Consider the following 23550-nt stretch of genomic DNA (forward strand, 5'->3'; position numbering starts at 1 on the left):
CCGAGAACGAACGACGCCGATGTTATCGATAACATTACACGGATCGGTGACGTTCGGTCGAGCACCTTGGCCGGCTGGTCGACCGATTGAAGAGGGCGCGAAGCCCGTCACCGGCCCGCTGCGCCGCGTCCACCTCCGGGGTCGTGGGCCCGAAGGTGGCACGCCGCAGCAGACGGGCTGCCGCTTCCCGCTCCGTCATGTGACCCGACGGTAGGTCGCGCACGTCCGAGGATGTGCGGGCGCTGTCCGAACGGCACCCGTTCGTCACTGCGTGGTCACTGCGCGGCGACCCTCCGTTCCGGCTTCGAGGAGTTCGCGGCCGAGGCCGGTCTCCCCGCCCCCGAGCGCCGGCTGCCGGATCCCACGCTGGTCGACCCGGGCCCTCCGGCCACGCCGCCGCCCGACACGGCATCGAGCGGCCCGATCCGTCGCCGCACGCGTGACACCGCCCGCTATCCGATCGCGCCCGATGCCCGCGGCGCCCGGCGGTGACGGCGGTGTCAGGACTGGCGGCGTGTCCATTGCTGGTTGGTACCGGTTCCGCAGGTGTACTGCGTGATGTCGGTGCCGTCGGCGGTGCCGCCGCTCACCACGTCCAGACATTTGCCGCTGTGCCGGGCGCGCAGCTGGTAGTAGCTGCCGGTGGCGACCCACTGGAACTGCTGGTTGGTGCCCCCGCCACAGCTGTACTGGATGAGGTTGGCGTTGTTGGCGGTGGAGGCGTCGGCGACGTCGAGGCATCTGCCGCTGTGCTGGTTGACGATCCGGTAGTAGCCGCTGCCGGCGTCGCGGAACTCCCACTTCTGGTTCGCACCGCCGTTCCAGGACCACTGCTTGATTTCGGCGTTGTCGGTGACGGCCATGTCCAGCACGTCCACCACCTTGCCGCTGTTGCGGTTGGTGATGCGGTAGTAGGGCGGCGCCTGTCCGGTGACGGTACCCGTGGCCGCGTCGATGGTGATGGTGGGATACCAGGTCAGGCTCATGGTCGTGGCAGAGGGGAAGGCGATCGGTAACCACACGTACTGGGAGTCGTTGACCGGCCCGCCCCAGGCGCCGGCCCAGCGGTCGCCCAGGTAGAGGTAGCTCGTCGTCGACGTGCCCTGGATGGGGAGTACGAAGGTTGGTTGAGAGCGGAAGGTCGTCGAGTCGGCGACGTTGGTCATGGCGGTCCACGGACCGGAGATGCTGGACGCCGTGGCGTACTTGGCCTGGTTCGGACTCCAGCCGGTCAGGCCCGAGGTGAGCAGGAAGTAGGTGCTGCCGCGCTTGAACAGGGCCGGCGCCTCGCGGCTGGCGTCGTTCCAGAAGTTGCCGACCAATGTGGCCACGTCGAGATAGTCGGCGGTGAGGCGGTAGATGTGCAGGTCGCGGTTCTCGTCGGCGGCGGAGAGCATGTAGGCGGTACCGCCGTCGTTGTAGAGCGTGATGTCCCGCGACATGTGGCCCAGCGGCCGGAAGCTGCCATGGTAGGTGTAGGTGCCGTCCACGGTGGCCGACGAGGCGACGGCGGCCCTGGCCTCGCCGTAGTCGGTGCCGTTCTCCTTGTGCATCCACATCACGTACCGTCCGGTACCGGCGTTGTAAATCACCTTTGGCCGCTCGATGTTGGCCACCTGCAGCTCCGTCGCCGACGACTGGGTCAGCACGTTGTTGCGGAACTCCCAGTCGCGCAGGTTGGTGGAGCGGTAGACGGATACGGCCCGGAACGTGTTGTTGGCGTTGCGGTTCTCACCGAACCAGTAGTAGTAGCCGCCGACGTTGAGTACCCCACCGCCGTGCGCGTGCAGCCCGTTGCCGTTGGTGTCGGTGAACTGCGCGCCGTTCGGGATCGAAACCGGCGCCGCCTGTGCCGGAGCGGCGCCCAGGGTGATGACTGCCACGACCGCCGAGCCGGCCAGGGTGAGCGCTGCCACCAGTGACAGGAACCGTCTGTTGCGTCTCACTACGTTCGTCCTTCCGTGGGCGGACGGCGACCGCCGTCAGCGTCGGAGCGACACGCTCAGGCCTGGTGCCGCCCACCGCTGACCGGTGACGGTTCATGCCGGGGTGACACCTTGGTAACCGACCGCGAACCAGGAAGCCACAATCCGAACCAACTTATCCATGAACGTACATGTTCGAACGTCGTCGGTGACCGCTTCCTGCTGGCTAGTGCCGTTGCGTGAGAGACAGCGAGGAACCGCGGACAACGAGGTCGGGGGCGAGTAGCACCCGGTGCGGTGGCCGGCGTTCACCGTTGAGAAGGCGGGAGACCATGAGTTCGACGGCAAGGCGGCCGACGTGGCTCTTCGGCGGCCGGACGGCCGTGAGCGCGGGATCGACCAGGTGGGCGATCTCGTCGTCGTAGGAGACGATCGCCAGGTCACCGGGGATGGCGATGCCCATCTCGGCGCAGAACTGGGCGACCGCGATGGCGTGCGGATCGCTGTGCACGATCAACGCCGTGATCCTGGAGAGTCGGCATTCCCGCAGGATGCGGACGATGACGTCCCGCTGGCCGGGCGTCGTGACGGTTTCCTGCATGGCGAGGGCGCCGGACGTGCTCGGGTCGGCGGCGGCTGTCCGCCAGGCGTACCGCAGGTGGACTGAAGTGGGGCTGCCCTGCGCCACGACGAGCCCGATTCGTCGGTGCCCCTGCTGCCGGAGGTGGTAGACGGCGATCTCGAGGCCGAGCGAGTGGTCGCTGCGCACCCACTCGATGTGCCGGGTGGTCGGCGTCCACCGGCGTGGCTGGCGCTCGACGAGAATGGTCGGGACCGGCAGGTGGCCGATCCATTCGAGGATCTCGTCGGCGTGGTCGCCGTCCAGGCTCGGCGCCAGCAACAGACCTTGAACCTGTTGCGCCTCCACGAGACGGCCCATCTGGCGGCGGTCCTCGTCGGGGTCGTAGCTCGAACCGCGCAGTTGGATGCTGACGCCGAGCGCGGCCGCGGCCGCGCGCGCGCCGGCCACGACGGGTGGCCAGTAGAAGTCGAGCGACGGCACGACCATGCCGATGGTGAAGCGGAGCGGAGCCTGGCGGGGCTGGCTGAGGGTGTTGCTGTGGGATGGCAGCGTGGCGCCGCCGTGGACCTTCGACACCAGGCCCCGTTCGGCGAGCGCGGTGATGTCGCGCCGGATGGTGAGCTCGCTGACGCCGAACTCGCGGGCGAGGTCGCGCACCCGTACCGCGCCCTGCCCGCGCAGTTCGGCGAGCAGGCGCTCCTGCCGCTGGGCGCTGAACAGCCGATCCGTTTCCACGCTGCGCACACTCCTATCGGGCGAGCCAGCCTCCGTCCACCGGAAGGACGGCTCCGTGCACGTACCGGGCGGCGTCGGAGGCGAGGAAGACCGCTGCGCCCATGAGATCCTCGGGGGCGCCCCAGCGGCCGGCCGGGATGCGGTCGCGGATGGCGCGTTCCCGGTCGGGGTCGGCGCGCAGGGCCGCGGTGTTGTCGGTCGCGATGTAGCCGGGCGCAATCGCGTTGACGTTCACGCCGTCCGCGGCCCATTCGTTGGCCAGCGCCCGGGTGAGCCCGACGACGGCGTGTTTCGCGGCGGTGTAGGACGGCACCCGGACACCGCCCTGGTACGACAGCATCGACGCGATGTTGATGATCTTTCCGTGCCCCTGGTCGAGCATGAGCCGGCCGGCCGCCTGACACAGGTGGAACACCGCGTCGAGGTCGACGCGCAGCACCGCCGCCCAGTCCTCCGGTGGGTGGCTGACGGCGGCGGCGCGGCGGATGATGCCGGCGTTGTTCACCAGGATGTCCAGGCGGCCCAGTCCCGCCGCGGCCGCCTCGACGACCTCGGCGAACTCGGCTGGTCCGGCGGCGGCCAGGTCGCCGGGCACGACCAGGGCCCGGCGACCGAGCTTCTCCACCACGGCGATCGTTTCGGCGGGGTCGGTGCGGCCCAGCAGGGCGACGTCGGCGCCGGCCTGGGCCAGCGCGGTCGCGACGGCCTGACCGATGCCGCGGTTCGCGCCGGTGACGAGGGCGACCCGCCCGTCGAGGCGGAAGGCGTCCAGGGCCATCGTCACAGGCCCAGGCTGCGCAGGGTCGGGACGGTCTGGCCGACCCAGGCCAGGTCGGCGTCCTCGCGGGCGCCTTGCGTGCGCTGGGTGCCGGCCAGGAACCACAGGAAGTACGTGGTGTAGCCGGGTGCGCTGACGACGGTGTGGTAGCCCTCCGGCATCATCTGCATCACGTGGTCCCGGATGGTGACGTTCTCCTCGTACCCGTCGTCGGTGTAGACCCGGCTGATGCCGAATCCGTTCGGCGGGTTGACCCGGTAGTAGTACATCTCCTCGTGCGCCGCCTCGGCGGGCAGGTCGTCGACCCGGTGACGGTGCGGCGGGTAGGTGCTCCAGTTTCCGGAGGGCGTGTAGGTCTCGCCGACGATGAGCCGGCGGGCGGGCAGGTCCGGTTGGCTGATCTCGGTGAGGATCTGGTGGTAGGTCCGACCGAAGTTGGCCGCTCCCCAGCGCCCGCTCGCGACCTGTTCCGGTGCGATGACGTACGGATCGGTGGCCAGGTCGCTGGGGGCGCTGGGCAGGGCGATCTCCACATCGGTGACCGCCTCCACGACGAGGGTGGCGCTGGCCGGGACGTACACCGAATGCGGCTTGCCGGAGAAGACGTCGGCACGCTGGCCGACCTGCGGGAAGTGGTGGTCGGCGACGGTGAAGTCCGCGGTGCCGCCGAGGACGACCGCGAGGATCTCCCGGTCGCCGGACCCGCCGGTCCAGGACTGACCGGCCGATAGCTTCAGCAGGGTGAAGTCCAGCAGGCGGCAGGGGTTGGCGGGCAGCGTGTTGTGGCCGTCGGCGGCCGGGATGGTGCAGTGGTATCGGTGGTTCATGGTCACCTCTCCGAGATCCGTACGGTTGGGGCGGGTCACCAGGGACTGGTCCAGCCGGGGGTGGTGGCGCGGGTGAGGGCCTCCAGGTAGAAGTAGTCACCCCAGAGGTTGCCCTCGTCGACGCCGACGCCCTTGGGCTTGTCGTAGACGCCGTGCAGGAGAAGCGCGTTCGAGACCGGATGGCCGTCGCTGGCGTAGTTGTCCACCAGGGAGCGCAGGATCCGGCCGGCCCCCGCCCGGTAGCGCTCCGCCCGCGTCGGGTCGGGGACGCTGCCGGCGAGTTCGGCCAGGCCGCAGGCGGCGATGGCGGCGGCGGAGCTGTCGCGTTCCTGGCCGCTGCCGTCGCCGAACTCCAGGTCCCAATAGGCGACGTGGTCGGCCGGTAGCCGGGCGAGGAAGTGGTCCGCGCAGGTCGACGCGGCGGCCAGCAGCGTGGGGTCACCGGTGTACCGGTGGTTGAGGGCGAAGCCGTAGATGCCCCAGGCCTGCCCGCGGGCCCAGCAGGTGTGGTCGGCGTGGCCCTGTTCGGTCTCGCCGCGCAGTGGTGCGCCGGTGTCCGGGTCCCAGTAGAAGGTGTGGAAGGTGGTGCCGTCCGGGCGCAGGATGTGCTCGCGCAGTTGGGCGGTGTGCCGGCGGGCGGCGGCGGCGTAGCGGCCGTCGCCGGTGGTCTGGCTGGCCCAGTAGAGCAGCGGAGTGTTCATCAGGCTGTCGATGATGGTGCGGCCGCGTTGGCGGGGGTCGGCCAGGTCGCCCCAGGCCTGGATGATGCCGGCCGGTTCGAGGAAGCGGGTCATCAGGTGGTCGGCGGCGGCCAGGGCAGCCGACCGGGCGCGCCGGTCGCCGGTGCGCCGGGCCGGCGTGACGCAGGCGAGGGTGTAGAGGAAACCGAGGTCGTGGGTGTCCAGGTCGATGCCGCCGTGCACCCGGTCGGCGAAGCTGTCGACATGTGCCAGGGCTGCTCGCAGGTGGTGTTCGTCGCCGGTCAGGTCGTGGGCGAGCCACAACATCCCGGGCCAGAAGCTGGTCGTCCAGCCGACGTTGGCGCCCTCGAGCTGGCCGGCGGTCGGTGGTCGTGGCGGGTAGCGGTTGGCGACGGTGGTGTCCGCCGGGTACCGCGTGCCGAAGGTGTCGATGTTCGCCTCGACGGTACGTATCGCGGCGGTCACCGCGGCCGCCATCGCTTCGGCGTCTGGGCTGGGACGGACGTCGGTCGCCGTCATGGATGCTGTTCTCCCTCGTGTGTCCGGACCGGTGCCGGGCAGGTGTGTCGTCGGCGTCCCGGCTCGACCGCCGGGAGGGCGGAGGTGATCAGGTGCTCCGGGCCGCGGCCGTCGGTGCGTCGAGCGCGGCACGCAGGCTGTACCGGCTGTTGGACCACACGACGTACCACAACGGCGCGGCCGCGACGCCGAGTGCGATCGCGGGACGGGCCGCGAAGAGCTGCGCCAGCAGAGCCAGGACCAGCAGTGACGCGGCGGTGAGGTACCAACGGCGCACCGCCAGGTAGGCGCAGGCACGGGCCACGTCGCGCAGTCGCGCGGTGGGCCGCTCGGCGATGGTCACCAGTCCGAGCAGCGCGGTGGCGGCGGTCAGCACGGCGAGTACGGCCAGGATCGGCAGCGTGAGCGCACCGGCCCGGTGACCCCACAGCGCGTACGCGTCGACGCCGAGGACGACCAGGACGGCGGTGGCCGCGGCGGCCCAGAGGACGGCCCGGCGGGCGGTGGCCCGCCAGGCTCGGCCGAACGTGCGGAGCACCCCACCGGCCCCGCCGGACGAGTAGCCGGACATGACCGCGAAGACGCCGCACAGCCCCGGGGCACACAGTGGGGCGGCCAGCGCGTACAGCGGCCAGGCCCGGGCGGCGTCGGTGGTGAGCGCGAGGACCACCAGCGGCAGGCCGCCGAGCACCAGCAGCATGTTGCTGACCAGCGCGGTGTAGATGCCGTCGAAGACGGCGGCGATGGTGTCGTGGCGCGGACGCGGGATCATCCGGTCAGCCCTTCAGTCCGGTGCTGGCGATGCCTTCGATGAAGTACCGCTGCCCGACCAGGAAGATGACCGCCACCGGCAGCACGGACAGCACCGAGCCGGTCATGATGAGCGCGTACTCGGCGTTGTACTGCGAGATGAACGTGTTCAGTCCCAGCTGGATGGTGCGCAGGTCGGGGCTGCGCAGGTAGATCAGCGGGCCGAGGTAGTCGTTCCAGGTGGTGACGAACGTGAGGAGCGTCAGACTGGCCAGGGCGGGGCGGGACAGCGGCAGCATGATCCGGCGGTAGATGCCGAACTCGCTGAGCCCGTCGACCCGCGCCGACTCGCTGAGTTCCTCCGGGATGGTCTCGTAGAACTGCTTCATCAGGAACACGCCGAACGCGCCGAACGCCTGCAGCGCGACGATCGACCAGAGGGTGTTCGACAACTGCAGCTTCGACATCAGGATGAACTGCGGGATCATGTACGACTGCCACGGCACCGCGATCGTTCCCACGTACGCCAGGAACAGCAGGTTGCGGCCGGGGAAGCGGATCCGGGCGAAGCCGTACGCGGCGAAGCTGCCGGTGAACACCTGCAGGAAGGTGACGACGACCGAGAGCAGGAGGGTGTTCTTCAGCCACGTCGTCATGTCCGAGCGCTGCCAGATGTCGACGTAGTTGCGCCACACCACCTGGTCGGGCAGCCACTTGATCGGGATGGTGAAGACGTCGTTGTTGACCTTCAACGACGACATCACCATCCAGTAGAACGGCAGCAGCAGCGCCACCGCCGCGAGCACGAGGGCGGCGTAGCCGGCCAGTCGCCAGGCCCGGGGCGCCACCCGGCGGCCGCTCGGCCGGGTGCCGCCGGGCACGGTGATGGCCGGAGCCGGCGCGGAGAGGTCGGTGACCGTCATCAGCTTTCCCTCCGCCTGTTGATCATGAACTGGATGATCGTGATGCCGAAGCAGATGGCGAACAGCACGATGGAGACCGCCGAGGCGTAGCCGAACTGGTTCTCCACGAAGCCCTTCTGGTAGATGTAGTGCGACAGCACCAGGGTGGACTGGCCGGGGCCGCCCTCCGTCATCACCAGGATGAGGTCGAAGACCTTGAAGCTCTCGATGGTCAGCATCACGGTCACGAAGAACGTGGTGTGCCGCAGCCCCGGGACGGTGACGTGCACGAACCGCTGCCACGAGTTGGCGCCGTCGATCTGGGCCGCCTCGTACAGCTGGGCTGGGATGGTCTGCAGACCGGCCAGGAAGAGCAGCATGTAGTAGCCCATGTACCGCCAGGTGCCCACGATGATCACCGCCGGCATCGACCAGTCACCCGACGTCGTCCATCCCGGCGGGTCGCCCACTCCGACCGCGCGGAGGAGAGCGTTGATCGGCCCGTACTCGGGGCTGAACAACTGGTTCCAGACGACCGCGATCGCGACGATCGACGTGATGTACGGGAAGAACGCGACCGTGCGGAAGAACCGCACGCCACGGAGCTTGCGGTTGAGCAGCAGCGCGAGGCCCAGCGCGGCCGCCAGGGTCAGTGGGATGTGGAAGACGGTGTAGTAGACGGTGTTGCGCAGCGCGGTCCAGAAGCTCGCGTCGACCCACATCCGGCGGAAGTTCGCGGTGCCCGTCCACTCGGCCACGCCGAAGACGTTCCAGTTGGTGAAGGCGACGTAGAACAGTACGGCGACCGGCACCAGGGTGAGCGCGGCGAAGCCGATGAAGTTGGGCAGGATGAACGACCACCCGGCCACCGTGTTGCGCCGTACCAAGCTGCGCCTGGGCCGCATTCGCAGCGCTGTTGCCATAGGGACTCTCCGAGACGTCCGGCCTGGGCAGCGGATCCGGCGTGCGCAGGGGAGCGACGCGCCGGACCCACCCCGAGCTCACTGGTTGAGGACCTCGTTCTTGGCGCGACTCTGCGCCTCGTTCAACGCCGCGTCGACGTCCTCGCTTGTGGACAGGATCGCCGAGTGGGTGTCTTTGAGGAGGTTCTGTAGGCCGGCGGTGTGCCTGGACACCGGGTTCTCCGGCTTGACCGAGTGGGTGGCGTAGGCGAAGGCGGACAGTGCGTCCTGCGGCACGCCGTCCAGCCCGAACAGGGTCCGGCTTACCGCGTCGGTGACCTGGGCCGGTGTGATGCCGATTCCGGCGAGTGCCTTGCCGGCTTCCTCGCCGGCCACGTACCGCAGGAACGCCTTGGCCGCGGCGACCTTAGACTTGCCGATCTTCGGGTTGATGCCGAGCCCGGTCGGGTCGCCGAACGTCACCGGCGTGGCGGAGGTGCCGGTGGTGGACTTGTCGAACTGCGGCGCCGGGGCGATGCCCCACTCGAACTTGTCGGCGTCGCCGGTCGTGCGCTGCTGGAGCAGGGTCGCGATGTACCAGGTGCCCATCAGCAGCATCGCCGACTGCTGCTTGCCGAACTGTGCCTGGTAGGTGAGCTTGTTCGTGCTCGCGGTGCCGTACGTCGGCTGCGCGCCGGCCGCCTGCAGGTCCAGGGACCGCTGGTAGTACGGCTTGAGATAGGAGAAGTCACCGGAGAGCAGGTCGGCGCCCGGCGTCTGCGCGAGCGCGAACCCCTGCGTCGTGGACTGGAATACGTGCTGGTAGGTGCCGGTCGCCCTGGCGCCGGCACCCTTGAGGCCGGTGGTCAGCGCCTTGGCCGCGGTGGCGTAGTCGTCCCAGGTCCAGCTGCCGTCCGGCGGGTTCACCTTCGCCTTGGCGAACAGTTCCTTGTTGTAGAACAGCACCCAGGAGTCCTGCCGGTACGGCACCGCGTAAGCCTTGCCCTCGACCTGGTAGGCGGCGGCCGAACTCACCCCCCTGAGAGCCGAGGAGGTGTCGGTCACGTCGAGCAGTTGGCCGCCGCTCTGATAGGTGTAGAAGTTCTTCAGGTTCTTCAGCACGTACACGTCCGGGGCGGTGCCGGCGGCCAGGTCGGCGGTCATCTGGGTGTCGTAGTTGGTGGCGTCGTACTCCTTGAGTTCCACCGTCACGTTCGGGTGGCTCGCCTTGAAGCCGTCGGCGAGGGTCTTGAACTCCGGCGTTGACTCCAGGCTCCAACCCGCCAGGGTGATCGTCACCGGGGCGTTGGGGTCGACCGGCTCGTCCTCGCCGCCACAGCCGGTGAGGACGAGGGTCAGCGCCGTCGCGGCACTGACGGCAACCGATATTGCGCGCTTCATCCCTTACTCCTTGGGTCAGGGGCCTCGGATGGGCCCGAACTGCTACCAGGCCGCTGGTCCGCGGTCTTGGCCCGCTCGATGTCCAGGCGGGTCACCGTGCTCGCCCCGCCCGGCCAGCCGACCGCCACATCGAGACCGTCGGCGTCCTCGCCCAGCACGACCCGGCACGCCTGCCGGGTCGTGACCGCGCAGTCCCTGGACAGCTCGGTGAGGACGACGACCCACGCACCGGGCCGGACCACGTGATCCACCCAGGGCACCACCAGCCCGCCGGCCAACGGCCCGCCATCGGGCACGGCCGTGGCGCCGGCCGTGCCACCGCCGTGCAAGCCCTCCAGCCGGCTCGTCAGGCCCGCACCGGTCACGCTGACCACGCCGCCGTCGAAGGCGGCCGTCGCATCACCGGCAACGGCCCAACCACCGATCCTGAGCCGCAGCCCGGCGGCGTCGACGCCGCCGGCGAGGTCGTCGACCCGGACCAGGCGCAGCTCCCAGGGCCCGAGGACCAGCGAGTACACGGTGAGGTGCCCGGCCGGCCGGAACGTGCCCGCGCGGCCACCGCCGTGGTCACGGTGGTCCGGGTCCGGATCCACCCAGTGGGCGAGGGTGCGCGAACCGGCCACGCCCACGCCGTCGCCATCGAGATGCACCGTCAGCAGGCGCATCCCGGTGCGATGGGTGGCCCGGCCGTCCTCGTCGACGAGGGTGACGGACTGGTCGAGCGGGTTGGCCCAGCCGCTCTCGTCGAGCACCGGACTGGTCGCGGTGGAGTAGCCGAGCCGGGCGTAGAGCGGCGAGTCACCGACGGCGGCGTCCTCGACGGCGTGGTCGGTGCCGTGGTTGATTACCCGGACGACGCCGTCGGAGCGGGTGGCCGAGACCAGCCAGCCGGGCGCGCGTACGACCCGGACGGTGTCCCGCTGCTCGACCGGCAGCGGCTCCTCCGGTGTCGTCCACACCGGATGGTCCTCGGGGAGGGCGATGCCGAGCAGCCCCTTGCTGGCCCAGTACGGCGAGCCGGGTCCTGAGTACGCCTGGGCCAGCCGGGGCCACGGCCCGTGCCAGCCCGTGGTGAGCAGACCGCGGTCGTCGAAGGCGCCGTGGTCGACGAAGTGCCGCACGATGCCGGTGGCGGCGCGGCGCAGCTGGCCGAGGCTGACCGACGGCACCCCCGCGACCGCGCCGACCCAGAACGGGGCCGCGGCCGCGAACCGGTAGGTCAGGCTCCGCCCCTGCACCAGCGGCGACCCGTCCGCGCCCACGAGCGCGACCGCGTCACGCAGGTACCGGTCGAGGCCGGCCAGATCCCGCTCACGGCGCCCCGCGGCCAGCTCCTCCGCGCCGGCCATCCGCGCCCACAACGTCGGATAGACGTGCAGCGCCCAGCCCACGTAGTGGTCGTAGGCGCGCTCGGGTCCGTCGGACATCCAGCCGTCGGCGCGGGCGAATCCGTCATGGGTGGCCAGGTCCTCCGCCATCTCGTCCAGCGAGTGCGGCCCGCCCACCGAACGCAGGAACGTCTGCACGACCAGGCGGAACCAGACCCAGTTGATCCGCGGGTAGCTGGCGTCGCCGACCGCCGGGGCCAGGTAGGCCACCACCCGCTCCCGCACCTCGGATGAGAGGCGGTCCCAGATCCACGGACGGGTCAGGTCGAGGACGAGCGCGAGGGAGGCGGCCTCGACCTTCGCCTGGGGATGCTCGTCCAGCCGCACCCAGCGGTCCGCACACCTCGGGTCGGTACCGGCGGCGAATCCCGCCGCGTACCAGTCGGCAAGCTCTTCGACACCCACTCCCCGCGCACCGGCGACCCGGAAACCAGCCAGCAGGAACGTCCGGGCGAACCCCTCCAGGCCGTCGACGGCCCGTCCGTAGCCGCCCTCCCGGCCAGGGACGACGACCAGAGCATGGCCAGGCGACGCGAACGGCCGGACGGCGGCGAGCATGCGGTCGGCCAGCGCCAACCAGTCACCCCGGTTCCAGCTCCCGGCGGTGCTGGCATGCCGGTCCGGCGCGGACGCCAGCTCGCCGATCCCGCCAACCATCAGCCGCAGTCCCGTCGCATCGATTGCCTCCATGGGATGTGTCGGAGCGGCGTGTCGCCCGCATGTGACGTAGAGACGACGGCCAGGTTTCCGAAGTAAAACGTTCACAACAGAACAAGTCAATGCCTTCTCGAACCGTGACGAGCACATCCGATCAAAAAAGCGCAGATTGCGCGCCCGACCTGGCGCGAGTTGCCCCTTCGCTGCCCGTCCAAGGCGGACAGGGCCCGCACGCGGGCGTCGACCGCCCCGTCTCCACTACGGTAAGCGCCGCCAGTCCGCCGAGAAACGCTCTGATACGATCACGATCGTTCATAGTCGCTCTATCTGCGAGGAGCCATGGCCGCTGACCGCTTCGCCGGCCCGCTCGCATCAGCCTGGCCGGATGTCGGTGCCGCCCGGCTCGAAAAGCTGCTCCTGCCCTCGGAACTGGCCCTGCCGGTGCCCCCGGCGCCGCGGCGCGGCACCTGGGCCGAGCCGCACGTGCACGGGCCCACGCTGGCCGGCCTCCGGGCGTCCGCCGAACGCGACCGGGCCACCCCGTGGCCGACCCCGCTGGCCAGCCAGTACGCCCGATACCACCGGGACGGCGACCGCGACACGTACGAGCGGCGGGTTTTCGCCCGGCAGCGGCGGCTCACCCGCGCCGCCGTCGTCGCCGCCGTCATCCTCGACGACGGCTGGCTCGACGAGGTGGTCGACGGGGTGACACTGCTGTGCGAGCAGAGCAGCTGGTGCTGGCCCGCCCACGACGACACCCACACCGCGCACGGCGCGGTGCTGCCCACCGTGACCGACCCGTACCTCGACCTCGGCGCCGGCGAGGTCGCCGCGCAGCTGGCCTGGATCGACCACCTGCTCGGCGAGCCGCTCGACGCGTACGCGCCCGGCCTGCGCGCCCGCGTCCGCCACGAGGTCGACCGGCGCGTGCTGACCCCGTTCACCACCCGCCGCGACTGGCACTGGCTCGGCCTCGACGGCGACGTGCACAACTGGAACCCGTGGATCCACGGCAACGTCCTCGTCGCCGCGCTGCGCCTGGTCGACAACCAGACCCGGCGGGCCGCGCTGGTCGACCTGGTCGTCGAAGGACTCGACCGGTACGTGGCGGCGCTGCCCGTCGACGGCGCCGTCGACGAGGGCTACGAGTACTGGTGGAACGGCGCGTGCCGGGCGCTGGAGGCGCTCGACATCCTGGCCCACGCCACGAGCGGCGCGCTGGACGGCGTACCTGGTGACGCGCTGCGCCACACCGTCGCCTTCCCGCACCGCGTGCACCTGGGCGGCCCCTGGTACCTCAACCACGCGGACGGCGCCGCCCGGCCAACCACCAACCAGCCCTGGCACGCCCTGCACCGCGCCGCCCGCCGCGTCGGCGACCGGGAAGCGCAGGCCCATGCCGCCGCCCACCGCCGTCCTGCCGCACCGGTCGCCGGCGCCGAGCAGGGCCTGGGACGGCTGCTGCGGGCGCTGACCGACCCCAGCTGGGTCCGCACCGCACCCGGCGGGTCGCCGCTACCGCGCGACGTATGGCTGCCCTCCACCCAGGTCATGCTCGCCCGTCGCACGGCCGGCAGCGTGGAGGGCCTGACCCTCGCGGTGAAGGGCGGCCACAACGGCGAGCACCACAACCACAACGACGTCGGCAGCGTCGTGGTCGCCCTCAACGCGGTGCCGGTGCTCGTCGACGCCGGCCGCCCCACCTACACGGCGCAGACGTTCGGCCCGGACCGGTACGGCATCTGGACCATGCGGAGCACCTGGCACAACGTCCCGCACGTACGCGCCACCGGCCAGTCACCCGGCCGGGCCTTCGCCGCCCGCGACGTCACCCACGCCACCGACGACACCAGGGCCGAGGCCACCATGGACATCGCCGCCGCGTACCCGCGCCCCGATCTGCGGCACTGGTGGCGCACCGCCAGGCTGGAACGGCACCGCGGACGCGTCGTGGTCGTCGACGCCTGGGAATTCGACCCGACCACCGAGCCGCCGCCGACCCACGTTCACCTGCTCGTCGCCGGCCAGGTGCGGCTCGGCGGCGGCCGCGCCGAGGTCACCGCGCTCGACGGTGCCGGGCGGGTCGGGCTCAGTTGGCGCCCGGCGTCCGCCCCCTGCGCCGCGACGGTACGCGCGGTCGAGGACCCTATGCTCTTCGACGTGTGGGGGGCGCGGCTGCACCGGCTCGCGATCGACGTCACCGCGTTCGGACCAGCCGGCGAGCTCGTCCTCACCGTGGAGGAGCTTGCGCCGCACGAAGCTTTCCTCGGAGGTGCCCCATGACCAAGGACAGTCCCGCAGCCGGCCCCACGGAGGCCCGCGGACCGCTGCAGGTCGCCCGCCGCCAGCAACTGCTGGAGGCACTGCAACGCGACGGGGCGATGCGCGTCTCCGACCTGTCCCACGCGCTCGGCGCCGCACCCGTCACCATCCGCCGCGACATCGCCCAGCTCGCCGCCGAAGGTCTGGTCAGCCGGGTCCACGGTGGGGTCGCGCTGGTCACGCCGGAGGATGCCCCGACCGCCGACGAGGCACCCGGCGTGGGCCTCGACGCGCTGGACGGGCGCACTCTCGGCATGCTGGTGCCCTCGCTGGACTACTACTGGCCGGACGTGGCCCGCGGCGCCGAGGAGGTCGCCCGCGAGCTTGACATGCGCGTGGTGCTGCGCGGTTCCTCGTACGACACCGAGGACGACAAGCCCCAGCTCGCCCGGCTCGTGGAACGGATGGCTGTCGACGGCCTGATCATCGCGCCGCGGATGGACGCGCCCACCTCCGGGCGCACGATCGAGTGGCTCGACCAGCTCGGCTTCCCCGTCGTCCTGCTGGAACGCACGGCCACGGTGGGCAGCCACCACGCCGTGATGGAGTCGGTGGTCACCGACCACGCACTCGGCGCGGCCATGGCGGTGCGGCACCTCACCTCCCTAGGGCACCGCAAGGTCGGCCTCGTGGTCGCCGCCAACAGCCCCACCAGCCGGCACGTGCGGCGTGGCTGGCTCGACGCCATGGCGGAGTGCGGCCTGGACCCCGATGCCACCGTCGCGGCCGCGGTGCCGGACGCCCGCGCACCGGAGCGCGACGCCGCGCTCGACGCCGTCCTCCACCAGTGCCAGGTGACCGGCACCCGCGCGCTGCTGGTGCACGCCGACCCGGAGGCGATCGCGCTGGTGCAGCACTGCGAGGAGCGGCACCTCTCGGTGCCCGGCGATCTCTCCATCGTGGCGTACGACGACGAGGTCGCCGAGCTCTTCAGCCCACCGCTGACCGCGGTCCGGCCGCCCCGGCGCTCCATCGGCCGCGCCGCCGTGCGCCTGGTCGCCGACCGGCTGACCGACCCCGAGCGCCCCGCACACCGGGTCGTCATCAGCCCGTCCCTGCGGGTACGCGACTCGACCGCCCCGCCGCGCGCCTGAGGTGCGGCCCGGGGCCGGGCCGCACCTCAGGCGGGGCCCCGACCCGGTCGGCGTCGGGGCGGCGCCTCACGCGGCAGCGCGGTGTGGTTCAGCCGGCCCCGCCGAGCGGCGGCCGGACCGCCGGGCTGCCTGGTGCTGCGGAGGCGAGGACCGCGTCGGTACGGCGGTCCGTGGTCAGGTCGAGACGATCGTCAGACGCCCGTGCGCGACCACTGCTGGTTGGTGCCGGTGTTGCACGGATACTGCTTGAGGATCACGCCGTCCGCGGTCGATGCGGACGGCACGTCCACGCACTTGCTGCTGTGTCGTGCCCGGAGCTGGAAGTAGCTGCCGTTGGCGACCATCTGGAACTGCTGGTTGGTGCCGGTGCCACAGGTGTACTGGACGAGTTCGGCACCGTCGGCGGTGGATGCGCTCACCACGTCGAGGCATTTTCCGCTGTGCCGGCTGATGATGCGCCAGTAGCCGCTGCCGGCGTCCTGGAACTGCCACTGCTGCCATGCGTCGCCGCCGTACGTGTACTGGCCGACGCGCGCGCCGTTGTCGGTGTTCGGTGACTGGACGTCCATCGCCTTGCCGCTGTGCCGCACGTTGATCCGGTAGACCGTTCCCGTCGCGGGCGGAGGCGTCGTGGGGCCACCGCCGATGGTGTCGCCCCAGGCATATCGGACCCGGTCGGCGCCGGAGGTGTTGCGGACGGTCAGGTTGAGGTTGGTGCCGCTGCCGCTGAGCGAGAACATCGAGTACCAGTCGTAGCCGGAGCTGCCGGTGGGCTTGCCGCCGAGGGCCGGCCAGTAGGTGCCGCCCATGCGGTTGTCCCGCATGACCTGGGCCATGGCCCGGATGTGGCGCACGAAGTTGTCGGTGCTGCTCGCGTTGGCGTAGTCGAGGCCGCTGTCCATGGGCGCGCCGAACTCGGTCGCGACCGCGCGGGAGGCGCAGTTGCCGAGGCGGGTCTGGATGTGGCTGCGGAAGGCGTCGTAGGTCATCGCGCTGTAGAAGAAGGCGTAGTGGTGGAAGGAGAGCAGCGTCGAGCTGAAGCGGGCGTCGTTGCAGACGTCCCGCAGGTCCTGGCTGTAGCCGGTGCCGCCGATGAGCACCCGGCCGGGCACCGCCGAGTGGTGGTAGCTGAGCCAGTCGGCGGCGATGTTGCGCCACTCCGCCGAGCTGTAACCGTGCGGCTCGTTCATCGGCTCGAAGTAGACGTGGGCGTTCGAGCCGTACGTGTTGGTCACCGTGGACCACATCGTGTTCCACGCCGCCAGGTTCGTGATCCTGCCCCCGGAGGCGGCACCGTCCTCCCAGTAGGCCAGGATGACCTTGAAGCCGCGGGCGGTGGCGGCGTCGATGGCGCCCCGGTAGGCGTTCCACCACGCCGTCCCCACCGTGTGGGTGTTGATGGGCAGCCGGACGGTGGTGACCCCCATGGTGGACGCCATGTCGTCGTAGAGGGCGTTGGCCTTGGCCCGCACTGTCGCGTTGCTGTCGGACGCGCTCAGGCCCTGCACGACGAGCGGGCCGGTGCTGAAGTTGTCACCCAGCACGGCCCAGTTCATGCCGCGGAACTGGTTGGTGGCGGCGGTGGCCGGCGACGACGTGACGACGACGCCGCCGACCATCGCCGTCACCGCGGTCACCAGGGCGATCAGCAGCCGACGAACCGGCCGGGTGCGCCGCGACGGCCCTGATCCGTAACCGTCTGACGACGTGGTCCGTGTCGCGAAATGTCCCATCACTGGATTGACCTCTCTGGGTTCGGACATCGGACTGATGTCGTCTCGGGTACATCGGTAACGGAACCGCCAACGGGACACCAGCATTCGAACCCACACGTTCAGGAACATTCGGATTCGAACACGGGGTCGGGGTTCAGGAGGTCCGGCGGAACGTGGCGTCGGCGCGGTCGGTGTCGGTGCTGATCACGTCGACCCGTAGCGTGTAGTTGCTGTGCCTGACGTACCGGTCGGGGAAGTTGTAGGACTGGAACGACGACCACGACGAGTTCGCCAGCCCGGCCATCTGACGGAAGGTGGCGTCCTGCCTGAACGTCGTCGAGCCGTTGTTCGGTTCGAGTCCCAGCACGTAGTTGTTGTGCCGCAGGTAGTGGCCGGGGTGGTTGACCGACTCGAACGACAGGTAACCGGGCGCGCTGCTCGCCAGTCCGGGGACCACCCGGAACTGCCCGTCCAGCGCCGGGATGACGTTCGGGTCGATTCGGACGGCGTAGTTCTGGTGCCGCACGTAGCGGTCCTGGAAGTTGAATGACTGCAATCGTTGGACGGGCACCGCGCCCGGATTGTTGAGTTCGCCGGACGGGCCGGCCAGGACGGTTGAGGTGGAGACGGGGACGCCGAGGTTGGGCGTGCCGTCCGGGTTCCAGGAGATTCGCTGCGCGCGGCTGGTGCGGGTGGTCCCGCATCCCTGGGAGGACGAGGAGTTGGCGTGGTAGACGATCCAGTCCTCCGTGCCGTCCGGCGAGGTGAAGAAGGAGTGGTGGGCGGGACCGTACACTCCGTTGGCGTCGTTGCGTTGGAAGAGCGGGTTGCTGAGTTTGGTCCACGAGGTGCGGCCCAGCGGGTTGGAGCCGGTCAGCTCGAGCGCTCCGATCTTGTAGTCGGGTGTGCCGCAGTAGCTGGCCGAGTAGGTGAGGAATGTGCGGCCGGCGCGTTGCAGCACGTAGGGGCCTTCGTTGACGGGGTTGCCCTGGCGCTCCCATGAGAGCGTGGGTTCAGAGATCAGCGTCCCCAACGACGCGGGCGTCCACGGGTTGGTCAGGCGCGTGATGTACAGGCTCTGCAGGCCGCCGTTGTCGAACCCCGAGTTGTTGTTGAACGCGGAGAACACGAAGTAGTTCACTCCGCCGACCGTCATGACGCTGCCATCGATCGACCAGCCGTTGTTGGGCATCAGGTTGAGTGGGCCTCGATAGGTGTAGGGGCCCATCGGATCGGTTCCCGCGCTCTCCAGCACATGCTGTCGCTGCCCGCCGCAGCACGCGCTCGGGCCGGCCGAGTAGTACAGATACCAGCGCTGCCCGTTCGGGCCGTTGAGCAGGTGCATGCTGGGCGCCCACATGTTCGATGTCGCGTTCGGCTGCGACATCGTGAACACCCGGGTCTCCGGCGCGGTGCGCAGGCCGCCAAGGGTCGACGCCTTGCGGATGTAGATGTTCCCTGTCCAGGTGGCGGCCGTGTAGTAGTAGTAGCCGTTGTGGTAACCGAGCCACGGGTCGGCGCTGTTGGGCGTACCGACGATGGGATTCTGGAACGACGCTCCAGGCGCGGCGCTGCTCGGGGTGGAAACGGCGGCCATGCTGACGCTGAGCACGACAGCGGTGATCAACGCGATGGCCAGGGATCGCGTACGTATGCGCATGACACGGGTCCTCTCGACGGACGCGCTCGACGTGGCGAGGCGACGACGGATCGGGCTGACTGGGGCAACTCGCATTCGCGAGCCGCTCGGACGACCGCGAACGGGTCAGGTCACTTCGGGATCGCCGTGCCGTGGCGGCAGCCGGAGCAGTCCACCAGGCTCAGGCCGGTCCACGAGGTGAGGTTCGAACTCGTCGCCGTCCAGATACCGCCGTTGGTGTACTTGTCGACGTAGATCCGGTACTGCCCGTTGTCCAGCCGGACCAGGGACGGACCCTCGTAGCCCGAGCTCCACAGCGTGCCTGCGCGGGTCCAGCCGCTGGTCAGGCTGATGCTCGTCCAGCGCTCGATGTACTTCGTGCTCTCGTTCTTCGTGAAGGCGTGGTAGGTGCTGCCGGACTTCACGACGTACGTGTCGATGTAGTTGTAGCCCAGGCCGCGCATCTGCTGCGGGCCGCTCCACGACGTGAGGCCCGGGTTCTGGGCGGTGTAGACGTACGGCCGGAAGCCGCTCGAGTTCGTGCTCTGCCGGACACTCACGATGACCCGGACCGTGCTGCCCTCGATGTGGAACTCCGGTGCCCACACGTTCCGGGTACTGGCGATGCCCGACGGGACGGTGGCGATGTTCGTCCAGTTCCGCAGGTCGGTGCTGCGCGCGACGGCGAAGTAGGTCGAGTTCGTCGTCCAGGACTGCCACGTGTACGCGACGTAGTAGGTGCCGTCGCGCTTGATGATGCTCGGATCGCGGAGCACCCCTGTCGGCCCCCGGAAGTTCGTGTCGTAGAGGACGTCGTAGCTCGTCCCCCCGTTGGTGGACTGGTAGACCCACAACTCCTGGTCGGCCGCCCCGTCCCCCTTGAACGTCGTGTAGACCAGCGTGGTGGCCGCCGAGGCGGGCTGCGGCACCGCCAGAGCGCCGAGGATGAACGCGAGGACGCCGACCACCGCGACCAGTGGACGGGGACGAGTCATCGTCCGTTCCTTCCGAGACCTCATGTTGTCTCCTCACTCTCGGGCGAACGGGCGGGCGGGCCTTGACATCGCCATGCCGGAAATTCGTCCGGCGGAGGCTGTCCAGAGGCGGGTTCAGTTGGTGACGCGGAAGGTGGCGTCGGTACGGCCCTGCACGTCGGTGATTGGATCGAGTCGGAGCAGGTAGTTGGAGTGCCGGATGTAGCGGTCCGGGTGGCTGTAGGACCGGAACGACGTCCAGGAGGAGTTGGCGAGGCCGGCGACCTGCTGGAAGGTGGCGTCGGCGGCGAAGACGGCGGTGCCGTCGTTGGCTTCCAGTCGGAAGTCGAACCCGTAGTGGCGCAGGTAGTAGCCCGGGAAGTTGACCGACTGGATGGACACCGTGCCGGAACCGGCCAGGCCGGGTACCAGCCGCCACTGGCCGTCCTGGGCCGGGCTGACGTTCGGGTCGATGCGGGCGTCGTAGTCGGCGTGCCGCACGTACCGGTCGGGGAAGTTGTACGACTGGATCCGGCTGGCCGCGGTGGTGCCCCAACGGGCGAGCACGCGGCTCTGCTCGTTGACGGTCAGGTTGAGGATCGAGCCGTGCCGCTTCTTGGTGCCGCCCATGGCGTACGAGCCGGACGCCGGCAGCCGGAAGCCGCCGGGGCTCGACGGGTCGGTGGTCAGGACGGGCAGGTAGCCGCGCCCGGACGCGTACTGGTCAAGGTAGAGCACCCACTCGTCGCGGCTGTTGAACTTCAGCCACATCGGACCCTCGACCTGGGAGCCGGTCAGCCCGAGGCCGGACAGGTTTCCAAGGCTTGTCCAGGTGCCGAGGATGGAGTTGCTGCCTTCGACGGTGATCTGGCTGTCCCGGGAGGCCCGGACGTAGCGGTAGGCGCCGGCGCCGGCCGGCACCTCGACGATCTGGGTGTCGATGATCTCCTGGCTGCCGGGCCGGTTGATGTAGTTCTGCGGGGTCGTGATGCTGCGGAAGTTCGCCGTGCGCGCGGAGTAGACGCGATGCTTGGTCGCCCCGTCGAGGGGGACGTTCGTGGCCCAGTAGAGGACGTAGTCGCCGGTGGCCGGGTTCCAGATCGCCTCCGGAGCCCAGGCATTTCGTCCGTCCGGGATCGCTCCGGCGACGTTCAGCAGCCACGGCGCCGACCAGTTGACCAGGTCGGTGGACTCCCACACGACGAGGTTACGGCTGCCGTTGTTGATCGCGGTCGACCAGTCCTGGCCGCAGCCGATGCACAGGTCCGTGGCGACGATCCAGTACCGGTCGCCGGCGGGCGAGCGGACCAGGGCGGGGTCGCGGACGCCACGGGTGCCGACGGTGGAACGCAGTACGAGCCCACCGTTGTTGAGGTCCGTCCAGCGCAGGCCGTCGGTGCTGTGGGCGAGATAGATCTGCTGATCGGTCGACGACTCGCCGGTGAAGTGCGCCATCAGGTAGCCGACGGTCGGGTCGAGCGCGGCCGCCTCCTTCGGCGTCGCGCCCGACCAGGTGGTGAACAGCAGGCACGCGGCGACCGACACCGCGCCCAGCCGGGCAAGGACTCTCGACATGGGTGTATCTCCTTCGCGGAGGGGCATTCAGGTCAGCTAGAGGGTCGGTACGACGGGGCGGATGGTGCCGTCGGTGTCGAACTCCATCCGGTCGACGGCGGTCTCGCGGTTGGTGCCGTTGCCGGCCGGCACGGCGAACCGGTGGTAGGCGACGTACCAGGTGTCGCTGTCGGGTGCGCGGACCACCGAGTGGTGGCCGGTGCCCTTGATGCCGACCTCGAGCCGCTTCTGCAGCACCACGCCGCGCCTGGTCCACGGCCCGAGGGGCGAGGAGCCGGTGGCGTACGCGACCCGGTAGTCCTCGCTGCGCGTGTCGTTCTCCGACCACATGAAGTAGTACCGGCCGTTGCGCTTGAATACGAACGGCGCCTCGTTGTAGCCGGACGGCGTGATGACCCGCACCTGCGCCGCGTCGAAGGAGACCATGTTGGTGTCCAGACGCACCGCCCGCGCGACGCCCTGTCCCCAGTACAGGTAGGACCGGCCGTCGTCGTCGGTGAACACCATCGGGTCGATCGCCTGTCCAACGGAGAACTGGTCGCTACGGATGAGCGGTCGGCCCAGCGCGTCGCGGAACGGCCCGGTGGGGCTGTCGGCCACGGCCACGCCGAGCTGTTTGGCGGTGTTGCCGCTGGCGGCGCCGCCGCTGAAGTACAGGTAGTAGCGGCCGTTGGCGCTGGCCACCGCCGGCGCCCAGGCCGAGTTGTCCGCCCAGGACACGTCCGGGCCGTGGTCGAGGATGACGCCATGGGCGGTCCAGTTGACCAGGTCGGTGGAGGAGAATGCCTTGTAGTAGGTGCCGGCCCAGCTCGCGTAGCCGTCGGTGGTCGGGTACAGGTAATAGCGCTCGTGGAATCTGGTGATGTGCGGGTCGGCGAAGAGGCCCGGGATCACCGGGCCCCTGGTGGTCCTGGGCGCCCACGGCGCGACGAGGCGGAAGGAGCTGTCCGCCCGGAACGCGGCCGTGTCCTGGTAGGTGTCGAGCCAGAGCGCGAAGTCGCGGTGCCGGATCCGCCGGTTCGGGTAGTTGTACGAGGTGAGCGCCACTGATCCGGCGACCGAGCCGTCCACCCCGCAGAAGGTGGCGTCGGCCCGGAAGGTGACGTCGCCTGTGTTGGAATCGACCCGGAGCCGGTAGTCGCGGTGCCGCAGGAACATGCCGGTCTTGGTCTGGAACGAGTAGCAGGTCGGGGACGCCAGACCGTTGACGACGGTGAAGGTGGCATCCAGCTTGGTCTGGTTGGCGCTGCCGGAGGTGACCGGATCGAGCTGACCGAGATGGTCGACGTGCCGCACGTACCGGCCGGCGCGGTTGACCGACTCCAGCGAACGGGCGCCGGCCGGCAGCGTGGCGGCACGTGCCGGCCCGTCGACGACCACCACGAGAGCGGCGGCGGCCACGGCGGAAAGCACGAGGAGTGAACGTAAACGCATCATCGATGCTCCCGACAGTCGGCTGAAAGCGGTGTGGTCTAGTCGAAGCGCCACAGGTGGTCGGCACACCGGCGGCCGAAGCCGCTGCTACTCCCCGGGTGACCACGGTAACGATCTCCCCGTCCGGCATGGCCATCTTGGTGTGAGCGTTAACATGCTTGCAGCATGCGCAGCCTCACGGCTTGCTGGTTCTGATAGTGGCGACCTACCGCACCCGCAGTTCCAGTGCGTCGCGCTGGGGCAGGAAACGTGCGTTCCGTTCGTTACGTTCGCGTTACGGACAAGTGTTAGCGACTCGCATCTGGACTGTCAAGAAATCGAACATGCTCGTTCACTCGGGTCTGCCCATCACGGCCAGCAGCCCGCGAACGCATCGACTGCGGTCCTCGCCCGGACGATCCGCACCCCACCCGGATGCCCCCCACCCACCAGGGGCCTCGCGCCGGCCGGCCCGCTGTCTCCGACCTGTGCGCTCGGGTGGCAGGGAAGAGCCGGCCGGCCTGGCGATCGCCGCGGCAGCCGACGATGGTGGTGTCACGACGGCGAGGGCAGCAGGTGATGCTGAGCATCCCGACAGCCGCGGGACCTCGAACATGCCTGACCGGCGACGCTCCCCGACGCTGGAGGAACAGCACTACGACGACCAACCGGTACACCGCCGGTACGTTGATCGGCCCGATGACCACGGCCAACGCGATCAACTCCGGTGCGGTCGACGCGGGTCGCATC

The 23550-nt window shown here is 70.0% G+C and carries 17 protein-coding genes; 2 read left to right on the top strand and 15 right to left on the bottom strand.

Annotation, left to right across the window (positions count from 1 at the left end; translation table 11 throughout):
• Positions 1–500: 500 nt before the first annotated feature.
• From ACFHW0_RS20465 to ACFHW0_RS20510, 10 genes are all read right to left on the bottom strand, one after another.
• The gene (locus tag ACFHW0_RS20465; protein ID WP_416609887.1) at positions 501–1946 is read right to left on the bottom strand and encodes an RICIN domain-containing protein; all 1446 of its coding nucleotides are present in this window, start codon (positions 1944–1946) and stop codon (positions 501–503) included.
• Positions 1947–2151: 205 nt separating this feature from the next.
• Positions 2152–3243, bottom strand: coding sequence for a substrate-binding domain-containing protein (locus ACFHW0_RS20470; RefSeq protein WP_416609889.1), 1092 nt, complete (start codon positions 3241–3243; stop codon positions 2152–2154).
• Positions 3244–3256: 13 nt separating this feature from the next.
• A complete protein-coding gene (gene kduD / locus ACFHW0_RS20475; protein WP_416610052.1) occupies positions 3257–4021 on the bottom strand; it encodes a 2-dehydro-3-deoxy-D-gluconate 5-dehydrogenase KduD in 765 nt (254 codons plus the stop codon).
• Between the two features lie 2 nt (positions 4022–4023).
• Positions 4024–4848 (bottom strand): 5-deoxy-glucuronate isomerase, encoded by an 825-nt coding sequence (gene iolB, locus ACFHW0_RS20480; RefSeq protein ID WP_416609891.1) that lies wholly within the window; start codon positions 4846–4848, stop codon positions 4024–4026.
• Between the two features lie 35 nt (positions 4849–4883).
• Entirely contained in the window at positions 4884–6068 is a 1185-nt protein-coding gene (locus tag ACFHW0_RS20485) for a glycoside hydrolase family 88 protein (RefSeq protein ID WP_416609892.1), read from the bottom strand.
• 88 nt (positions 6069–6156) lie between these two features.
• Positions 6157–6840 carry a hypothetical protein gene (locus tag ACFHW0_RS20490; RefSeq protein WP_416609894.1) on the bottom strand — a complete coding sequence of 228 codons (684 nt, stop codon included), beginning with the start codon at positions 6838–6840 and terminating at the stop codon, positions 6157–6159.
• A 4-nt stretch (positions 6841–6844) separates the two neighbouring features.
• Positions 6845–7741, bottom strand: coding sequence for a carbohydrate ABC transporter permease (locus tag ACFHW0_RS20495; RefSeq protein ID WP_416609896.1), 897 nt, complete (start codon positions 7739–7741; stop codon positions 6845–6847).
• Positions 7741–8643 (bottom strand): carbohydrate ABC transporter permease, encoded by a 903-nt coding sequence (locus ACFHW0_RS20500; RefSeq protein WP_416609898.1) that lies wholly within the window; start codon positions 8641–8643, stop codon positions 7741–7743. The genes ACFHW0_RS20495 and ACFHW0_RS20500 overlap by 1 nt, the downstream gene beginning before the upstream one ends.
• A 78-nt stretch (positions 8644–8721) precedes the next feature.
• Positions 8722–10023: an ABC transporter substrate-binding protein gene (locus ACFHW0_RS20505; protein WP_416609900.1), complete on the bottom strand. Its 1302-nt coding sequence runs from the start codon at positions 10021–10023 to the stop codon at positions 8722–8724.
• Positions 10020–12101 (bottom strand): DUF2264 domain-containing protein, encoded by a 2082-nt coding sequence (locus ACFHW0_RS20510; protein ID WP_416609902.1) that lies wholly within the window; start codon positions 12099–12101, stop codon positions 10020–10022. The genes ACFHW0_RS20505 and ACFHW0_RS20510 overlap by 4 nt, the downstream gene beginning before the upstream one ends.
• 306 nt (positions 12102–12407) lie before the next feature.
• On the opposite strand from ACFHW0_RS20510, the gene ACFHW0_RS20515 reads away from it, so the two are divergent.
• Both ACFHW0_RS20515 and ACFHW0_RS20520 read left to right on the top strand, forming a co-directional pair.
• Positions 12408–14351: a heparinase gene (locus tag ACFHW0_RS20515; protein WP_416609904.1), complete on the top strand. Its 1944-nt coding sequence runs from the start codon at positions 12408–12410 to the stop codon at positions 14349–14351.
• Positions 14348–15484, top strand: coding sequence for a substrate-binding domain-containing protein (locus ACFHW0_RS20520; protein ID WP_416609906.1), 1137 nt, complete (start codon positions 14348–14350; stop codon positions 15482–15484). The genes ACFHW0_RS20515 and ACFHW0_RS20520 overlap by 4 nt, the downstream gene beginning before the upstream one ends.
• A 191-nt stretch (positions 15485–15675) precedes the next feature.
• Here the strand turns inward: ACFHW0_RS20520 and ACFHW0_RS20525 are convergent, their stop codons facing one another.
• From ACFHW0_RS20525 to ACFHW0_RS20545, 5 genes are all read right to left on the bottom strand, one after another.
• The gene (locus tag ACFHW0_RS20525) at positions 15676–17121 is read right to left on the bottom strand and encodes an RICIN domain-containing protein (RefSeq protein WP_416609908.1); all 1446 of its coding nucleotides are present in this window, start codon (positions 17119–17121) and stop codon (positions 15676–15678) included.
• A 232-nt stretch (positions 17122–17353) separates the two neighbouring features.
• The gene (locus tag ACFHW0_RS20530; protein WP_416609910.1) at positions 17354–18859 is read right to left on the bottom strand and encodes a family 43 glycosylhydrolase; all 1506 of its coding nucleotides are present in this window, start codon (positions 18857–18859) and stop codon (positions 17354–17356) included.
• 110 nt (positions 18860–18969) lie between these two features.
• A complete protein-coding gene (locus ACFHW0_RS20535; protein WP_416609912.1) occupies positions 18970–19833 on the bottom strand; it encodes a family 43 glycosylhydrolase in 864 nt (287 codons plus the stop codon).
• A 114-nt stretch (positions 19834–19947) separates the two neighbouring features.
• Positions 19948–21387, bottom strand: a complete 1440-nt coding sequence (locus tag ACFHW0_RS20540; protein WP_416609914.1) for a glycoside hydrolase family 43 protein — start codon at positions 21385–21387, stop codon at positions 19948–19950.
• 36 nt (positions 21388–21423) lie between these two features.
• On the bottom strand, positions 21424–22800 hold the full coding sequence (locus ACFHW0_RS20545; protein ID WP_416609916.1) for a family 43 glycosylhydrolase: 1377 nt from the start codon (positions 22798–22800) through the stop codon (positions 21424–21426).
• Positions 22801–23550 lie beyond the last annotated feature (750 nt).

The sequence above is a fragment of the Micromonospora sp. LOL_025 genome (assembly GCF_048060285.1).
GTDB lineage: Bacteria > Actinomycetota > Actinomycetes > Mycobacteriales > Micromonosporaceae > Micromonospora.